The sequence below is a fragment of the Arthrobacter globiformis genome, assembly GCF_030817195.1.
In the GTDB taxonomy this organism is placed as follows: Bacteria; Actinomycetota; Actinomycetes; order Actinomycetales; family Micrococcaceae; genus Arthrobacter; species Arthrobacter globiformis_D.
In genome coordinates this window covers 536383-554496 of record NZ_JAUSYZ010000001.1, presented here as the reverse complement: position 1 = coordinate 554496, position 18114 = coordinate 536383, and the positions used below count along the sequence as shown (strand labels likewise).

Here is an 18114-nt window from a genome sequence, read left to right as displayed (position 1 = left end):
AAAGGCCCGCTGCTTATCGGGCTGAAACCATTGTGAGCGCTAACAACTTACTGCGTCAAGTGCCAAGGATCACCGATTCAGGGATCTTGCCCTCAGGCCGGGGCGGACGTGCTCCGGCGGACGACCAGCTCGGGTTCCACCACAGTGGTGCTTACCGTGTCGCCGTTTGCAATGGCGCTCAGCATCAGGTCCATGCAGCGCCTGCCCAGCTCCTCGAAGTCCTGGCGCACGGTGGTGAGCGGCGGGGTGAAGTAGCCCGACTCCGGCTGGTCGTCGAAACCCACGACCGAAACATCCTCGGGGACCCGCACGCCGGCCTCGTTGAAGGCGCGGAGCAGGCCCAGGGACATTTGGTCGTTGCCCACGAACAGCGCGGTGGCAGTCCGTTCGGCGGCCAGCTTCCGGCCGATCTCGTAGCCGCTGCCCGCGCTCCAGTCCCCCTCGACCACGAGGCTGTCATCCAGCCCGGCCGAGCGCAGTGCCGCGCTCCAGCCCGCGGCGCGTTCCGCCGCATCAATCCAGTCCTGCGGACCGGCAACATGGCCAATCCGGCGGTGGCCCTGCTCAATCAAATGCCCGACGGCGAGCTCAGCCCCCCGCTTCTGGTCCACCATGGCGCCGCTCACCCCCTCACCGCCGAGGGAGCCCACGGCAACCACCGGCACGCCGGGCTTCAGCTCGGCCAGGGCAAGAAGCGTCTCGGAATGCGGCACGATCACCACGATGCCGTCCACGGACTGGTCCAGGAAGTGCCGGATGGCATCGAAAATCGCCTCCCGGCTCACCGACCTCAGCGCAGCAATGCTCACGAAATAGCCGGCGTCGCGCGCGGCCTGCTCCACCCCCAGCAGCGTGTTGGCGGGACCGTACTGGGACAGCTCGCTGCCAAGCACGCCGATGGTCTGCGACTTCCGCGTAACCAGGCTCCGCGCCGCGGTGTTGCGCCGGTAGCCCAGCTCGGCAATGGCGGCCTCGACGCGCTCGCGCGTGGCCTTGCTGACGTTGGGATGGTTGTTGATCACCCGGGACACGGTCTGGTGCGAGACTCCCGCGCGCTCCGCCACGTCCTCAAGCCGGGGCAGCCGGGCATTGCTTTTTGCCATGGGGTAATTGTGCGTGAACCACAGCCTTCAGGACGAATGGACGCGGCCGGACGTAAACTGATGGGAACAAAAGGAGCACTGGCGATGGACGGAAAAGTTCATCATTCTGGGGCCGGATCTTCCGCACGGCACATGCTGGCGGGCGTGTTGCTCCTGTTCGCCCTCCTCCTTGGATACCTGCCCGGCGCCACTCCCGCACGCGCCGTGTCGCTCAACGGCCACGACATCTCCTGGCCCCAATGCCCGACGGCGGTGGGCGGCTTTGGCCTGCCGCTTCCGCCGGCGTCGTCCCAGTTTGTGGTCATCGGCCTGACGAAGGGGTTGCCCTTCACCGAGAACCCGTGCCTGGCCAGCCAGGTCGCCTGGGCGTCCGCCAACCGCAAGCCGACGCAGGCCTACACCATGGCTGCCTTCCCCACGGCCGCCCAGCTCACCACCTACCGGTCCCAGGGACCGTGGTCTGCCGCCACCCGGGCGGGACAGCTCTCCAACGTCGGCTATGCGGAAGCACGATTTGCGATTGCCAGCCTGGCGCGGGTCCGGTTTGCGCCACGCGTGGTGTGGATCGACGTCGAGCCCCGCCCCGCCCAGCCGTGGCCCACCGCGAGCGCCGCGCAGCAGCGCGAAAACCGGTACATCGTCGAGGGCCTCATGCGCGGGCTGCGGGATTCCGGCTATTCCTACGGCCTGTACTCGTTTGCTTCGGGCTGGGCCAGCATCACCGGTTCCTGGCGGCTGTCCGGCGTTCCGGTGTGGGCCACCGCCGGCCGGCTGGATTTCCCCGGCGAAGCCCTCAATCTCTGCCGTTCCCCCAGCTTCTCCGGCGGCCGCGTGTACCTTTCCCAGTGGTACGACGACGTCCGGGATTACGATCTGACCTGCGACCCCTACGCCTTCACTCCCCTGCCTGTTCCGGCGTCTACCCTGTCCCGGTCGACTGCCGACTTCAACGGTGACTGGAACACGGACATCCTGGCCCGGGTGACGGCGACGGCCGAGCTGCGGCTGTACCCGGGGAACGGCCGCGGGGGCCGGCTGCCCGGCGTGCGCATCGGCACCGGCTGGAACGGGTTCAGCGCCCTTGAAACACCAGGAGATTTCAACGGCGACGGCCCGCAGGACGTCTTTGCCAGGGAAGCCGCCACCGGATACCTGTGGATGTACCGCGGCAACGGCACCGGCGGGTTCCTGCCCCGGATCCGGCTCGGCACCGGCTGGAACAGCTTCAGCGCCATCATCGGCCCGGGCGACTTCAACGGCGACCAGCGTGTGGACATCCTCGCCCGCGAGACTGCCACCGGCTTCCTCTGGCTGTACCGCGGCAACGGCACCGGCGCGTTCCTGCCGCGGATCCGGGTGGGCTCCGGCTGGAACAGCTTCAATGCCCTGGTGGGTCCGGGCGACATGAACGGCGACGGCGCCGCCGACATCCTCGCGCGGGAAACAGCCACCGGCGTCCTGTGGCTCTACCGCGGCAGCGGCACCGGCGGCTGGCTCCCCCGCGTCCGGGTGGGCGCCGGCTGGAACGCCATGACCGCCGTCGTAAGCCCCGGTGACTTCAATGGCGACCGCAATCCGGACCTGCTGGCGCGCGATGCAGCCGGCGTCCTCTGGCTGTATCCCGGACTGGGCACGGGGCAGTTCGCCTCCCGCCTGCGTATCAGCGCGGGCTGGAACGGGCTCGCGCCGCTGTTCTAGCCAGCACGGTTCCAGCCAGCGCGGCTTCTTAGCCTGGCCTCCGCCCTGTGACGGCCACCCCCCTTATACCCATCTCATTGAGGGGTATGCACCGCACCCGTCCAATGTTTTCCCAAGCCCCGGCCCGCACTGTAGTTGCGCGGGGCAACGACAAGCGCAGCCAGCTTCCGCAAGGCCAGGATTTCCCGGTGCAGAAACCGCCGGGGGCAGACCCTGAGAAAGCTCGAATACCGGGGCCAGCAGGCCATTCTTCTTGCCCCGAAGGAGGCGCATACCAATGTCAGAAGAAACCGCAACGACGAACGAAGTGTCCCGCCGCAATCTCTTGCGGCTCAGTGCGGCCGGAGGCGCCGGTGCCGCCCTCGTCGCTGCCCAGGGCTGGGCAGGACCACTGCTCGCGCAGAAAGGACTCCTTTCGCCCGACGGCGCGTTCGCCGCTTCGTCTACGGCCCTCGGTGACCTGCTGTTCTACATCGAGGCATTCCCCACCAGCCCGCTGATCCTGACGCCGTTCAAGGACCAACTGCCCATTCCCAAGGCCCTGGCCCCGACGCCGGCCGTGGGCGACGGCTTCACCAAGGGCTACACCGAGTGGAACGATCCGCCCGGCCCCGGGCAGGGCCAGCAGAGTTCCTTTAAGAATGAGCAGCACCAGATCTGGCCCTCCAAACTGGGCTATCCGGACCCCCTGGTCTACAAGATCGACATTCTGCTGCGGCAGCACGCCTTCACCACCTCCCAGGTGCTGCCCATCGACGCGAACGGCCGGCCGACGATTTCCTTCGACGAGAAGCGCAAGACGTACCCGGCCGGCACCAAGCGGACGCTGCCGCTCAGCACCATCTACGGTTTCAACGGGACCTTCCCGGGCCCCATGATCAATGCGGAGTACGGCAAGCCGGCGCTGGTGCGGTTCGAGAACCACCTGGACGAGAACCCGCTGAACTTGGACCGCCAGGACTTCGGCTCGCCGGACTGGTCCTTCCTGACCCACCTCCACAACGGACACACGGCACCGGAGAGCGACGGCAACCCGCACTACACCATGGTGAGCGGGCCCAAGTACGAGGGCTACCTGCCCCAGAGCTCCTGCGACAACCTGTACCTGAACTGGCCCGCCGGCGGCGATGACCGGGAGAAGCAAAGCTTCTTCTGGTTCCACGACCACCGGATGGACCACACCGGCTCGAACGTCTACAAGGGCATGGTGGGCCTCTACCCGATCTACGACCCGAAGAACGGCATGGACATGGGCGATGAGCGCCAGGGCCTCCGGCTCCCGGGTGTCCGCAAGGACAACCCGGACGGGTCCTTCGACGTCGACTACGATATCCCGCTGGCCTTCTACGACTGCCGCCTCGACGACGGTGTCACGACGCACCAGGACATCCACGACATACAGAAGGAGTTCCCGGACGCCAAAAACCCCGCCAAGCACCCCGAGTGGTGGGGCAAGACCTTCTACAAGCACTTCCCCAACCACGGGTTCGTGGGCGACATCTTCACCGTAAACGGCACCGCCAACCCGGTGTTGGAGGTGAAGCGGCGCAAATACCGCTTCCGCTTCCTGGACGCCTCCATTGCCCGGATCTACGAGTTCAAGCTGATGAGTTCGACAAAAGGTCCCAAGACAGCCGTGTCCCTGGGCTACAAGGGCGACGAACTGGAGGGCCAGTACCGCATCCCGGACGCCCAGCAGTGCATGCAGTTCACCCAGATCGCCTCCGACGGCGGGCTGCTGCCGTTCCCGATCAAGCGCGATTCCTTTGAGCTGTGGCCGGCCAAGCGCCGCGAGGTGGTTGTCGACTTCAGCCGGTACCAGGACGGCACCCCGACCACCAAGGGCGACGTCATCTACCTGACCAACGTGATGAAGATGCCCAACGGCCGGATGTGGACCAACTCGTCCCGGTTCTCCCCCGACCCCGCCTACAAAGTCCCGGTCCTGAAGTTTGTGATCGGCGACGACGCTCCCGACGACAGCCAGATCCCCGTGAAGATGCGAGATCTTCCGCCGTTGCCCAGCAACTGGCAGACCATGCTGGACAACCGGCTGATCTTCGAGGTGGAGCGTGGCTCCGGCGGCGGCGAAACCGAATGGCTCATCAACGGCAAGCCCTTCATCCCAAATACGGTAGCCACCAGCCTCAAGAACCGCGCAGGTCGTTCACCGCTCGCGCAGCAGAAGAAGGGCAGCTACAACCTTTGGGAAATCCGCAACGGCGGCGGCGGCTGGGTGCATCCCTTCCACCTGCACATGGAGGAACACCGGACGGTCATGCGCAACGGCAGGGACGTGACGCGCGGCGGTGACAAGGGCCATCCGGACGATGTGTCACGTGAGGATCTGGTGGCCCTGGATCCCGGCGAGTCGGTGATCATCTACCGCGGGTTCCGGGACTTCGTGGGACCGTATGTGGCGCACTGCCACAACCTTGCGCACGAGGACCACGCCATGATGTTCGGCTGGGAAATCACGCCATGACGGCGGTACCTGCGGGCACCGCCAGCTGGAGCAGCAGCGGGACCGGCGCCCAGGCGCCGGCCCGCCCCGCGGTCCCGTGGCTCACGGTCATCCCGCTGGCGGCGATGATGGCCTACGCCGACGGCTTCTGGATGGTGTCCCTCAGGGGCGCCGTGGGTGCCATCGAGCGCACCCAGGAGCCGTTTGCGAGCTGGCTTCGGGAGTCAACCGTGCTGCTCCCGGTGTTTGTCCTAGCTGTGATTGCGGCCGTGACCTTGGCGCTGCGGTGGTTCGGGCCGGTGCTGGCGGGCAGGAAGGCATTCTTCACGACGGCCCTGCTGATTGCAGCGGCCGGCACCCTGGCCGGGACTGCTACGCTGGCCGTCAGTGAAGCCTGGGACTATGCCCTGCAGCACGACCTCATGGGCACCCTGCACCATGCGTCCTCCGTCCAGTCCGTACGGCAGCTCGACCAGGCGTCGCTGGGACTGCAGCTTGCCGCTTTTGGCTATGGCGCCGGCCTGCTCCTGGCCACCAACATCGTGGTGACCGGGTGGACGGTGGCCATCCGGGGCGGGCGTCTGGACGTGAGCCGGCAGCAGAAGGCGACGCCGGAGCGCACCCCGCGCCGCATGCGGGCCGGCCGCGCCCGGACGGGCGCCACGGACCTCAGCGCCACTGGCCTCAGGCAGATGCTGGCGGCGGTGGCACTGTTCGGCTGCGCTGCCATCCACCTCGCAGTCATACCCGACCACCTCAACCACTGGGTTGTCGCCAGCGCCTTCTTCCTTGCCCTGGCGATGGCGGAGATAGCCTGCGGCGTCCTGTTGCTGGGACGGGCGGGGCTTAGCGTCCTTGTTGCCGCCGCGGCCGCCGCAGTGGTGCCGCTGGCATTGTGGGTCTGGTCCCGCACGTCCGGGCTGCCGTTCGGCCCCAACTCCAACGTGCCCGAGCCTGTGGGCCTGGCCGATGTAGCCGCGGGTCTCCTCGAGCTGGGCACCCTGGTGATCGCCGTCGTCCTGCTCCGCGCCGGGCGCGGGGGTACCGTCCGGCCGGCGGGGCGGACCGCGGCATCGGCCCACCTCCGCGCACTGGCCGTGGTGGGGGCAATCGCCGTTGGCTCCCTGGGCGTGGGCGGAGCGGTACCCGGCTGGTTGGGCGAGCTGCCACGCTCAGGGGACATCACCCACGGCGCCACGCATTAGCGGTAACAAGCAATTTACATGCCCGAAACCTACTGCGGTTTCCGGCGCTCTATGTTGTGGGGACAACGGCATTCGTCCGGTCTCAGCAAAATGCCACACACCAATTTCTTGAGTGGAGTTCGACGTGAACGCTGGAGATGTTGCCTGGATCCTCGCAAGTTCTGCGCTGGTATGCATGATGATTCCCGCCCTGGCCCTCTTCTACGGAGGCATGGTGGGGTCGCGCCGCATCCTGAACATGATGATGATGTGCTTCGGCGGGGCCAGCCTCGTGGCCGTGCTGTGGGCACTCTTTGGATACTCGATGGCCTTTGGCAACTCCGTGAACGGCCTGGGCCTGATCGGGGACATCACGCAGTATGCAGGCCTCGAGCCGATGCTGACAGACAACCCCGACGCCTCCCTGCCCGCGGCGCTGTTCACGGCCTTCCAGCTGTTCTTCGCCTGCGTCACCACCGCGCTGGTTGCCGGTGCGGCTGCCGGGCGGATGAAGTTTGGCGCCTGGATGGTGTTCGCCGGAATATGGGCCACACTGGTCTACTTCCCCATCGCGCACTGGGTCTTCGCGTTCAACTCAGCGGACGGCTCGGTGACCGGCGGCTGGATCGCCAACGGCATCAAGGCCATCGACTTCGCCGGCGGAACAGCAGTGCACATGAACGCCGGTGCCGCCGCCCTCGCCCTGGCACTGGTTCTGGGCCGCAGCTCCGGCTGGCCCAAGATGGAGCATTCCAAGCCCCACAGCCGTCCCCTGGTGCTGGTGGGCGCCGGCCTGCTGTGGGTCGGCTGGTTCGGCTTCAACGCCGGCTCCGCGCTGACCGCCGGCCACTCGGCGTCGGTGGTGTTCCTCAACACTGCCGTGGCGGCCGCCGCAGGCCTGCTCGCCTGGGCTCTCGTTGAACGGATCCGGCACGGCGCCACCACCAGCATGGGCGCAGCCTCGGGGCTGGTTTCCGCGCTCGTGGCCATCACCCCCGCCTGCGGTGCGGTCAGCCCGCTGGGCGCCGTGGCCATCGGCGCCATCGCCGGTGCTGTCTGCTCGCTGGCGATCGAATGGAAGTTTCGCCTCGGCTTCGACGACTCACTCGACGTGGTGGGCGTGCACCTCGTGGGCGGCATCATCGGCACGCTCCTGATTGGCATCTTCGCCACCGACAGCGCGCCCAACGGCGTCAGCGGCCTGCTGTACGGCGGCGGCCTGACACAGCTCGGCATCCAGTCACTCGCGACCGTTGCCGTGCTGGTCTACTCCTTCGGGCTGACCTGGGTGATCGCCAAGGTGGTGGACATGGCCATGGGCCTGCGCATCCACGAAGAGGACGAACTGCGCGGCATCGACATCGCCGCCCACTCCGAGTTCGCCTACCTGACCGACGAAGACCCCGTGAACCTGGGCTCCGCGCCCCGGTCCTGAGCCTGGCCCCCTGCAAGGACAGCCAGGTCCTTCGTGAACGCCAGCGGACCTATGGTTTCGGGGTCGGCGGTGAGGTCGAACTGCGCCGTGTACCCGGTGTTCAGGTACAGGTGCTTGGCCTCCGGCTGGCGCGGGCCCGTGGTGAGGTAGACGCTGCGGTACCCGCGCTTCGCGGCAAGCCGCTCCAGTTCCGCCAGCACCCGCCGGGCCAGGCCCCGCCGCCGGTGCGCCGAGTGCGTCCAGATCCGCTTGAACTCGGCGGTTTCCGCGTCGTAGCGGCGGTAAGCCCCGCCGGCCACGGACTCGCCGTTCTCCTGGATGATCAGCAGGGCGCCGCCCGGCGCCTCGAATTCCTCGGCCGGGTACCTGTTCAGTTCCTCCGCCGCCGCGCCCCGGCCGAACAGGTCGCCGTAGCGGGTCTCATACTCGACGGCGAGCTCGTCCAGGAGCGGGCGGACCCGGGGATCGTGCATGGGCAGTTCGAGGACGGTGAGGGCTGGAACGGACACGGCAGCAAGGATCCTTCGGGCCAGGGCGTCGTTCTCCCGGAACGGCGCCGCGTTGGTGCCGGGCCGGGCAAATGCGCCCGCTCCCCAGCCGGAGGTCCCGGGGCCGATGCCGAACAGGCGGCTCCGGGTATCACCGCTGCGGCCCACGATCCGGTGGCCCGAGGTGACGAGGAGGCGGCCGGTGGAGTGGGCGCCGTCGGACGTGAGCAGGTGCTGCTCCGCGCCCAGGCCCGTGCCGTGCAGCGAGCGGAGCAGCGGGTTGGCGGAGCGTGCCACGGCGGGACCGGGCAGCCGCGCCTCGATGAAGGCCTTCGCGCGCACGCTCACCGGTGTCTGCGCCGACGTCGCCACGAACTCGCCGGTGGCGTCGTCGGCGGCAACCGAAAGTCCCGGTCCCAGGAAGTGCAGCAGCCCGGCGCGGTGGACGGCCAGCATCTCACGCAGCCGGCGGGGCGGCGGGCCGGAATCCACGAAGCTGAAGAACCCGTGCCACCAGCCGTGCACCTCCTCCTGCGAGCGCGCGTTCAGCCGTTCGGGCGGGACAATCCTGCCCAGTTCCATGTACACCTTCAGCAGTGCCATGAACAGTGCCAGCGTTTCAGGGTGGTCCGGTCCCGTCCGCAGCTCGAGGTCATGCTCGATGTAGGCTGCCACCGCTTCTTGTACGTCACCGTGACCGGCAAAGATCTGCCCGCCGAACGGCCGGTCCAGCCGTTCGAGGTCCAGGTGCAGCCCGGAGTCCGGCACTGCCGCGGCGACGAGCTCGTGCCGCGCGCTGGTGTACCAGTCCAGGGCGGCAAACCGCACGGCAAACTCGTCCCAGCCCAGCGCAACGCGTTCCGGGCTGCCGGTGAACAGCTCCCGGTAGTAGCCGTAGCCGGCGTCTTTCGCGATCAGGGGCCAGAGGTGGGCGCGGAAATCCAGTTCAGCGTGCTCCGCCAGAAGCGCGCCGACGGCGTCTGCCGTGAAGAAGCGGGGTGCCCCCGCCGGCTCGCCGCGCAGTGCCACGGAGATCTTGGAGTGGAACGGCACACCGCGGCGCGACCCGGCCCAGAGCCTGGGTTCGGCCCCGGACGGAAGGTAGCGCAGCCCGCCGTCGGACGTCTCTTCAAAGCGCCCGCCCCGGCCTTCGGTGAGCAGCACCAGCAGGTCCACGAAGGCCAGTCCCATGCCGGAGACGATGACGTCCTGGCCAGGGGTGATGGGGGAATAATCGACGTCGGTGGTGTAGCTGGGTGCCGCGTGGAACCCGCCGTTCCGGGCCGCAAAATCGGTCCAGGCCGCGGAGCGGGGGTCCGGCTCCGCGTCGGTGTGCCCCAGGGCGGTAACCACGACGTCGGCGTGCAGCGTGCCTCCGCCGGCCAGCCGCACGCTGTACCCGCCGTCGTCGTAATTGCCACCGTCACGCGGTTCGACGCTGACCGCGGTGTCGCGGTGGACGGTGACGCGGACGTCGCTGCCCAGGGCGCGGACCGCGCGGCGGAAGAACCACTCGAGGTACTTGCTTTGCAGCTGCCGCGTGGCAAAGGAGCTGCCCGTCAGCGAGCACAGCTGTTCCTGCAGGTGCGGCGGCATGGCGGGCACGTCGGTGATGGAACCGTCCCGGACTCCGGCAGCCCACGCGGCCAGTCCTGGCCCGTCGATGGGCGGCCCGTCGCACAGCACCGAGGAGTCGGTGAACATCGTGACATCCGCCGCGGTGGAATTCATCATGATGCCGGGCTCCTGGTCGAAGCGCCAGATCCTGCCGGAACCGGGTTCATACGGCTCCACAATGTGGATCTGCATCGGGCCGTCCGTGAACCCGGGCCTGTTGGCCGCGAGCCGTTCGAGGATGCCGGCCGTCCGCGGGCCACCGCCGATAAAGACCACGGATGGGTGCTGCGCTGGCATCGGAAACTCCTGGTGAGAAAGGGCTCGGAGCCCTCAATCTAGGGTCTGGACAAACCACCCGTCGAGGGCCCTGTCACGGCCGTTCACCCCGCGTAACGGCGGGTAAATCAGCGCAAGAATTCGTCTCATGACGCCCCGCTAAGCCGCGTGAACGATTGCAACGGAGCGCTTTGCCGGACGTTCGGGGCGCACCTAGATTTGCAGCCAACTACCCCGAATGACTGACCGGAAGAAGCGAGATGGCGCATGAGTTCAGCAGCAACCAGGACGTCCCAGTCCACACCTGAGGCACCGGTCCCATCTGAGGCGCTATCCCCCCATGACGCGCCGGCCACCGCCGGGACACCGTCTCCGGCGGAGCCGGCCCGCCCCGCCGAGCTGCGTGCCGCCGTCGACTACGCCGACTACCGGCTGGTCCCTGCCCGCCGTCCCTGGCGCTGGGTGGGCACCGTGCTGGTGGCACTCGGGGTGGCTGCCGTGGTGTGGTCCCTGGCAACGAACCCGCGCTGGGAATGGGGCGTGGTCGCCCAGTGGTTCACCGCCAAGTCCGTGGTGAACGGCCTGGTGGAGACCCTCAAGCTCACGGCCATCTCCGGGGCGCTCGGCTTCATTCTGGGCTTCATCCTCGCCCTCATGCGGCTGTCCGCCTCGCCGCTGCTGGTTTCCGTGTCCTGGACGTTCTCATGGATCTTCCGGTCCACGCCACTGCTGGTCCAGATGCTCCTCTGGTACAACCTGGGCTACCTCTACGAGAAGATCAGCCTGGGCATCCCGTTCACGGACATCCGGTTCTTCGAGGCGCAGACCACCACCCTGATCAGCCAGTTCGCGGCCGCCGTGCTCGGCCTGACGCTGAACCAAGCCGCCTACTCTGCCGAGATCATCCGCGGCGGCATCCTGTCCGTGGACCAGGGCCAGCTCGAGGCGGCGGCCGCCCTGGGCATTCCCGCCTGGCGCAGGTCCACCCGGATCGTGCTGCCCCAGGCCATGCGCGCCATCCTGCCCACGGCCTTCAACGAAATCATCGGACTGGTCAAGGGCACCTCGATCGTCTACGTCCTGGCCTACTCGGAGCTCTTCTACACCGTCCAGGTCATCTACAACCGCACCCAGCAGGTCCTGCCCCTGCTGCTCGTGGCCACGCTCTGGTACGTGGTGATCACCTCCGTGCTCAGCGTGTTCCAGTACTACATCGAACGCCACTACTCCAAGGGCGCGGTGCGCACCCTGCCCCTCACACCGCTGCAGAAGGCCCGGAAGTTCTTCGCCACCCACACCCCGGTCAACACCGCCGGAAGGAAATGATTCCGATGAGCACAACACTTGAGGCCCCCGCCGCCACGCGCGGGCTGGTGGAAATCACCAAGGTCCGGAAGTCCTTTGGCCCCACCGAAGTCCTGAAGGGCATTTCCCTGACAGTGGAGCCCGGCGGCGTGGCCGTCATCGTCGGCCCTTCGGGTTCCGGGAAGTCCACCCTGCTGCGGACCATCAACCACCTGGAAAAGGTCGATGCCGGGTTTATCGCCATCGACGGCGAGCTGGTGGGCTACCGGGTCAAAGGGAACAAGCTGCACGAGCTGCCCGAGAGGGACATCCTGAAGCAGCGCACCGAAATCGGCATGGTGTTCCAGAACTTCAACCTGTTCCCGCACCTCACGGCGCTGGAGAACGTGGCCGAAGCGCCCGTCGTCGCGCCGCGCCCCGGAAAACCCCGACGGTCCCAGTCCGAGGCCCGCGAGCGCGGCCTGGAACTCCTGGACCGGGTGGGGCTGCGGGACCGTGCCGATGCTTACCCCCGACAGCTCTCCGGCGGCCAGCAGCAGCGCGTCGCCATTGCCCGGGCCCTGGCCCTGGATCCGAAGATCCTGCTCTTCGACGAGCCCACCTCCGCCCTTGACCCCGAACTGGTCAACGAGGTGCTGGACGTGATCCGCGAGCTGGCCAAATCCGGCACCACCCTGATCATCGTCACGCACGAGATGGGCTTTGCCCGCGACGTGGCGGACACCGTGGTGTTCATGGACCAGGGCCAGATCGTCGAACAGGGCAAACCCCAGGACATTTTCACCAATCCCCAGGAAGAACGCACCAGGAGTTTCTTCTCCAAGGTGATCGAGCCCGCCTTCAACATCTAAGGAACACCCATGGCACTCTTCTCCACCCGGCAACTGCCCGTCGTCGTTCTTGTCGGTACGCTGCTGGGCACCGCGGCCTTGTCCGCCTGCTCCGATCCCGGCGCCTCCGCCTCCGGTGGTTCAACCGGCGCCTCATCAGGTGCGGCCACGACGGCGGCACGCAACGGCGTCGTCTACAACACCTCACCGGACCAGCAGCGGATCCGCGCCGACAAGGACGCCGCGCTGGCCGCGAAGGTGCCGGCGCTGATCGGCAAGGACGGCAAGCTCACGGTGGCCACCACCGCGGGCTCCATCCCGCTGTCCTTCCACGCCACGGACGACAAGACGCCCATCGGCTCCGAACTGGACATCGCCCAGCTGGTGGCGGACAAGCTGGGCCTGGAGCTCGACGTCCAGGTCACCTCCTGGGAGAACTGGCCGCTGAAAACCCAGTCCGGCGACTTCGAGGCCGTGTTCTCCAACGTGGGCATCAACAAGGACCGGGTGAAGCTGTTCGACTTCGCCAGCTACCGGGCCGCGTACATGGGCTTCGAGGCGAAGAAGTCCTTGTCCTACAACATCCGGGGCGCCGACGACATCTCCGGACTGAAGGTCTCCGTGGGCTCCGGCACCAACCAGGAGAAGATCCTGCTGGCCTGGAACAAGGAGCTCGAGGCCAAGGGCAAGGAGCCCGCCAGCCTGCAGTACTACTCCTCCGACGCCGACACCATCCTGGCGCTGTCCTCCGGCCGGACCGACCTGAACATCGCACCCTACCCCTCGACCGTCTACCGGGAAAACACCCGCGACGACCTTAAGATCGTTGGCAAGGTCAACGCCGGCTGGCCGTCGGAGACCCTGGTCGCCGCCACCACGCTCAAGGGCAACGGCCTGGCACCGGTGATCACCGAGGCACTGAACTCGGCCATCAAGGACGGCTCGTACGCCAGGGTGCTGGACCGCTGGGGACTGTCCGAGGAGGCCCTGCCGGAATCCAAGACGGTGACCGAGGCCAACTTCGCGAGCACGCAGACGGGTGCGGCGAAATGAAGTTCCAGGTCCTGGACATCATTCCGCACCTGAAGAAACCCGGTCACCGGGGAGATCGTCTCCACTGCCGAGCGGCTTAACCAGGTGGTGCAGACCGCACGGCGCGCCGAGGAGCTCGGCTATGACAGCTTCTCCGTGGGTGAGCGGCACGCCGGGGAGTTCATCTCGTCCTCCCCCACCACGGTGCTTGCCGCCATCGCCGCCGTCACCTCCCGGATCCGGCTGCAGAGCGGGGTCACCGTCCTGTCCGTCCTGGATCCGGTGCGTGTGGCCGAGGACTACGCCACGATCGACCAGCTCAGCCGCGGACGGCTGGAACTGGTCATCGGCAAGGGCAACGAGGTGCTGCAGTACCCGCTCTTCGGCCTGGACCTGGCGGACCAGTGGGACCTGCTGGAGGAGAAGTACGTCCTGCTGCGCCGGCTCTGGCGCGAGGAGAACGTCACGTGGTCCGGCCGCTTCCGTCCGGTGCTGTCCGATAAAACCACCACCACACCCCGTCCTTACGCCGGTTCCCCGCGGATTTGGCACGGGTCTGCTACAACGCTGACGTCGGCGGCGCTGGCCGCGCGCTGGGGCGATCCGCTGTTCACCGCGAACGCCATCCAGCCGCGGGAAACTATAAGGTGCTCATCGACCACTACGTGGCGGAGTACGAACGGCACGGCCACGATCCGCGGCACCGCTACCTCGGCTCGGGCAGCGGGGCCGGCGGCGTCTTTATTGCCGACACGACGCAGGAGGCCAAGCGCCTATACGGTCCGGTGTACGAGGGACTCACGGCGGGGCGCAACGTTCCCGGAAACAACTCGCCGTTCCGGGACATCAACCACGCGGTGGCGGAGGGCCCGGCACTCGTTGGAAGCCCGGAACAGGTGATCGACAAGATCCTCAGCTACCACGAGCTGTACGGGCACAGCCTGCAGTCCATCTCGCTGCCCACCACCCTGCCCTTCGAGCAGCAGCTGGACATCCTGGAGCGGTTCGCGCTCGAGGTCGTCCCGGCAGTGCGCGCGTCAGCCCCCACCACCCTCTGGGAGTCCGCGGATCCCTTTGGCAACCGTCCCGGTTTTGCGGGGGCCACCCAACCGGACGCCGCCTCCGCCGTCACCACCGACCACGACAACCACAGGAGCGAAATTGCCTACGTCTACGCACACTGAACCGGATCTCGACAGGCTCGATCAACAGGATGCGGCCGCCTTCGCCGCCGCATGGGAGCAGTGGCACGCCGCGCATGAGCGCCGCCGCGCCGATCCCCACGGCTTCCTCGCCGTCACCCACCTGCACTGGCTGGATGCGGAACCCTCCCGGCTCGAGGGGGTTCCGGGCATTTGGAGCGTGCAGGACGACGCCGTCACCGTGGTTCTGGAGGCCGGCGAAAGCCTGCTGCGGGACGGCAGGGAGCTGAACGACAGTGCAGTTAAGGACGAAAGCACCGCCGTCGTATTCGATCCCATCGCCGAACGTGAGGGCACCAACCTCACGGCGGGTCCCGCCGTCGTCGAACTCGCCAAGCGCGGCGGGGAATACATCGTGCGGCCGCGGCACCCGGAGAACGCCCTGCTCAACGACTACCGCGGCACGCCGGCCTACGCGCCGGACCCGCGCTTCGTCGTCGACGGCGTTTACGTGGCCTTCGAGTCGCCCCGGCCCACTACCGTGGGTGCCGCGGTCGAGGGCATAGTGCACGTGTACGAGGCACCCGGAGAGATCCGGTTCGAGCTGGACGGCCGGGACCTCACCCTCACGGCATTCAACGGCCACGCGCCGGGCACCCTGTCCGTGCTGTTCACGGACGCGACGTCCGGCAAGACCACCTACGCGGCGAACCGCTCGCTCACGGTGGGCGCACCGGATGCGGACGGCCGCGTGACCCTGGACTTCAACCGCGCCGTGAACCTGCCGTGCGCCTACACCGACCTCGCCACCTGCCCGCTGCCGCCGGCCGAAAACCGCCTGCCGGTGGCCATCGAAGCCGGCGAACAGATCCCCCACGAAAGGCAGGCCGGACAGTGAGCACTGCAGCCCACCCCTCGACTGGTTTCCTCGCGCTTGAACTGGACGGCGACGGCGGGCACCCCGCGGCCTGGCGCAAGGCCCGGCACGCCCCCGCGGAGCTGCTGGACGGAACCCGGGTCCGCGCCACGGTGCTGGCCGCCGAATCGGCCGGGTTTCACGTGGCCACGTTCGCGGACGGATCACTGACGCCCGCGTCTTCGGAGCCCGGCGGCCGCGATATCCCCGGCCGGCTGAACGCCCTCCAGCGCGCGGCCTTTGCCGGGCCGGTCACGGGTTCCATCGTGCTGGTCCCGGAGGTGGACACGGTCTACACGGAGCCGTTCCACATCTCGACGCAGCTGGCCAGCCTGGACTACGTGTCCGGCGGCCGCGCCGGCTGGCTGGTGGCTGCCTCGGACCAGGCGGCTGACGCTGCCGCCGTCGGACGTTCCTTTGTCCCTGCTGACGGGCTGGGCCGGGAGGCCGCCGATTCGATCGAGGTCGGCCACCGGCTCTGGGACTCCTGGGAGGACGACGCCGTGATCCGCGACGTCGCCACCGGCCGGTACATCGATGCCGACAAGCTGCACTACGTCGATTTTGAAAGTGTGGCCGGCTACTCCGTCAAAGGGCCGTCCATCATCCCCCGTCCGCTGCAGGGCCAGCTGCCGGTCCTCGCACCGGCCGGCCTGCTGAGCGCGGACCAGCTGTCCGCCGGGGCGGCGGACGCCGTGCTCGTCTCTGCGCCCACGCCCGAGCTGTTGGCCGGCGAGATTGCCGAGGCCCGCGCCGCCGCTCCCGCGGCGGCCATCATCGCCGAGCTCGACGTCGTCCTCGACGCCCGCGGGCAAAGCGCGGCCGGGCGTCTCGCCGAGCTGGATGCACACACTCCCTGGCGGAGCAGCCGCGCCCGTTTTGTTGGCACCGCAGCGGAGCTCACTGGACTGCTGGCCTCCGTTTTGGAGACTGCCGACGGAGTGCGCCTCCACCCCGCGGTCCTGGACGTGGACCTGGAGGAGCTGGCCCAGCTGGTGCTTCCTGCCCTCCGGCGCCAGGGCGTGCTGGCACCGCGGCAGCCCGGTTCCACCTTCCGGGACCTGCTGGGCCTGCCGCGGCCTGCCAGCCGGTATGCCGCCGTATCCGCGCCCTCCGTGACTGATAACTAGGGAGAGACCCATGACAGACACCCACATCGGCAACGGCTTCGTGCCCTCCGGTAAGCTGCAGCTCGGCATCTTCTTCCAGGGCGTGAACTCGGGTACGGTCTGGAAGTCGCCGGAATCCGGATCTCAGACGGACTTCGAATCCTTCCGCCGCATCGCCCAGACCGCGGAGCGGGGCCTGTTCGCCGCGTTCTTCCTCGGTGAGGGGCTGCGGCTCCGCGAGCACCTCGGCCGCCCGCACGCGCTGGACGTCGTTGGTCGGCCGGACGCGCAGACCATGCTGGCCGCCCTGGCTTCCGTGACCACCCGCATCGGCCTGGTGGCCACGCAGAACACCACGTACAACGACCCCGCCGATCTGGCACACCGGCTGTCAAGCCTGGACCTGCTCTCCGGCGGCCGTGCTGCCTGGAACGTGGTCACCACGGACAACGCATGGACCGGCGCGAACTTCCGCCGCGGCGGCTACCTGGACCACGCCGACCGGTACGTCCACGCCGAAGCGTTCGTCACCACGGCCAAGCGGATCTGGGACTCATGGGAGGACGGCGCCATCGCCGAAACGCCCGCCGCCCCCGCCTGGGCCGCCCCCGGTTCGGCCCGGCCCGTGCACCACCAGGGCAAGCACTACACAGTGGACTACGTGCCCCGGCTGCCACGCAGCGCCCAGTACCGGCCGGTGCTGTTCCAGGCAGGGGACTCGCCGGAGGGACGCGACTTCGCTGCCCGGCAGGCCGACGTCATCTTCTCCGCCCATCCGCGGCTCGGCGACGCCCTCGACTTCCGCCGCGACATCGTCGAGCGCACGGTCAGGGCCGGCCGCGGCGCGAACGACGTCAAGATCATGCCCGCGAGCGAGTTCATCCTCGCCGCGACCCCGCAGGAAGCACTCGAGAAGAAGGACTGGGTGCGGAGCCTGCAGATCGGCCCCGAGCAAGCCATCGCGTACCTCGAACAGTTCTGGGGCCGCGAACTTCAGGGCTTCGATCCCGACGGGCCGCTGCCGGACATCGACCCCGTGGTGGAGGAAACCTCCGAGACCCGCGGCAGCGGTTTCCACGGCGCCAAGGCCAAGCAGCTGGCGGACCAGTGGCGCGCCGAAGCAAAGGACAAGGGCCTCAGCATCCGGCAGTTCGTCTCCGCCCGGACCAGCCGCGGGGACTCCAGCTTCACGGGTTCCTACACGGAAGTGGCGGACCGCCTGGCGGAGTATGCCCGCACCGGCGCTGTGGACGGCTTCAACATCTCGCCGTGGCTGATCCCCACCGGCCTGGACGACATCGTCAACCACCTCGTCCCGGCCCTCCAGGAGCGAGGCGTCTACCCGACGGAGTACGCCGGAGCCACGCTGCGGGAGAACCTCGGCCTGGCGACCCCGGTCCGGCAGGACGCCGACACGGTCCGGCTCCAGCTGACCGTCGGGGAGCAGCTCCTCTAACCCGGTCGGTTGCTCCGTAGGTGCCCTTTTCACGCTCCAAAAGGGCACCTACGGAGCAA

Annotated in this window: 12 protein-coding genes and 2 pseudogenes; 11 read left to right on the top strand and 3 right to left on the bottom strand. The window is 68.0% G+C overall.

Annotated features, from left to right (window positions below):
• Positions 1 to 92 precede the first annotated feature (92 nt).
• Positions 93 to 1103: a LacI family DNA-binding transcriptional regulator gene (locus tag QF036_RS02570; RefSeq protein WP_307098952.1), complete on the bottom strand. Its 1011-nt coding sequence runs from the start codon at positions 1101 to 1103 to the stop codon at positions 93 to 95.
• A 144-nt stretch (positions 1104 to 1247) separates the two neighbouring features.
• Here QF036_RS02570 and QF036_RS02565 point away from each other — a divergent pair, with 144 nt between their 5' ends.
• From QF036_RS02565 to QF036_RS02550, 4 genes are all read left to right on the top strand, one after another.
• The gene (locus QF036_RS02565) at positions 1248 to 2801 is read left to right on the top strand and encodes an FG-GAP-like repeat-containing protein (RefSeq protein WP_307098950.1); all 1554 of its coding nucleotides are present in this window, start codon (positions 1248 to 1250) and stop codon (positions 2799 to 2801) included.
• A gap of 277 nt (positions 2802 to 3078) precedes the next feature.
• A complete protein-coding gene (locus tag QF036_RS02560) occupies positions 3079 to 5286 on the top strand; it encodes a multicopper oxidase family protein (RefSeq protein ID WP_307098948.1) in 2208 nt (735 codons plus the stop codon).
• Positions 5283 to 6470 (top strand): hypothetical protein, encoded by a 1188-nt coding sequence (locus QF036_RS02555; RefSeq protein WP_307098946.1) that lies wholly within the window; start codon positions 5283 to 5285, stop codon positions 6468 to 6470. Before QF036_RS02560 ends, QF036_RS02555 begins: the two co-directional genes overlap by 4 nt.
• Positions 6471 to 6594: 124 nt before the next feature.
• Positions 6595 to 7884, top strand: coding sequence for an ammonium transporter (locus QF036_RS02550; protein WP_307098944.1), 1290 nt, complete (start codon positions 6595 to 6597; stop codon positions 7882 to 7884).
• Here the strand turns inward: QF036_RS02550 and QF036_RS02545 are convergent.
• Both QF036_RS02545 and QF036_RS25210 read right to left on the bottom strand, forming a co-directional pair.
• Entirely contained in the window at positions 7833 to 8357 is a 525-nt protein-coding gene (locus QF036_RS02545) for a GNAT family N-acetyltransferase (RefSeq protein WP_307105737.1), read from the bottom strand. The genes QF036_RS02550 and QF036_RS02545 overlap by 52 nt on opposite strands.
• 1407 nt (positions 8358 to 9764) lie before the next feature.
• A pseudogene (locus QF036_RS25210) lies at positions 9765 to 10286 on the bottom strand (FAD/NAD(P)-binding protein); the annotation flags it as partial.
• Positions 10287 to 10532: 246 nt separating this feature from the next.
• Between QF036_RS25210 and QF036_RS02535 the strand changes: the two are divergent.
• From QF036_RS02535 to QF036_RS02505, 7 genes and pseudogenes are all read left to right on the top strand, one after another.
• Positions 10533 to 11591 carry an amino acid ABC transporter permease gene (locus QF036_RS02535; RefSeq protein WP_307098942.1) on the top strand — a complete coding sequence of 353 codons (1059 nt, stop codon included), beginning with the start codon at positions 10533 to 10535 and terminating at the stop codon, positions 11589 to 11591.
• A gap of 5 nt (positions 11592 to 11596) precedes the next feature.
• Positions 11597 to 12421 (top strand): amino acid ABC transporter ATP-binding protein, encoded by an 825-nt coding sequence (locus tag QF036_RS02530; RefSeq protein WP_307098939.1) that lies wholly within the window; start codon positions 11597 to 11599, stop codon positions 12419 to 12421.
• Positions 12422 to 12430: 9 nt separating this feature from the next.
• The gene (locus QF036_RS02525) at positions 12431 to 13453 is read left to right on the top strand and encodes an ABC transporter substrate-binding protein (RefSeq protein ID WP_307098937.1); all 1023 of its coding nucleotides are present in this window, start codon (positions 12431 to 12433) and stop codon (positions 13451 to 13453) included.
• Positions 13450 to 14616, top strand: a pseudogene (locus QF036_RS02520) (LLM class flavin-dependent oxidoreductase). The gene QF036_RS02525 and the pseudogene QF036_RS02520 overlap by 4 nt, the downstream one beginning before the upstream one ends.
• The gene (locus QF036_RS02515; protein WP_307098936.1) at positions 14594 to 15472 is read left to right on the top strand and encodes a DUF1684 domain-containing protein; all 879 of its coding nucleotides are present in this window, start codon (positions 14594 to 14596) and stop codon (positions 15470 to 15472) included. The pseudogene QF036_RS02520 and the gene QF036_RS02515 overlap by 23 nt, the downstream one beginning before the upstream one ends.
• Positions 15469 to 16620 (top strand): LLM class flavin-dependent oxidoreductase, encoded by a 1152-nt coding sequence (locus QF036_RS02510; protein ID WP_307098934.1) that lies wholly within the window; start codon positions 15469 to 15471, stop codon positions 16618 to 16620. The genes QF036_RS02515 and QF036_RS02510 overlap by 4 nt, the downstream gene beginning before the upstream one ends.
• A 10-nt stretch (positions 16621 to 16630) precedes the next feature.
• The gene (locus tag QF036_RS02505; protein WP_307098932.1) at positions 16631 to 18055 is read left to right on the top strand and encodes an NtaA/DmoA family FMN-dependent monooxygenase; all 1425 of its coding nucleotides are present in this window, start codon (positions 16631 to 16633) and stop codon (positions 18053 to 18055) included.
• Positions 18056 to 18114: the final 59 nt, after the last annotated feature.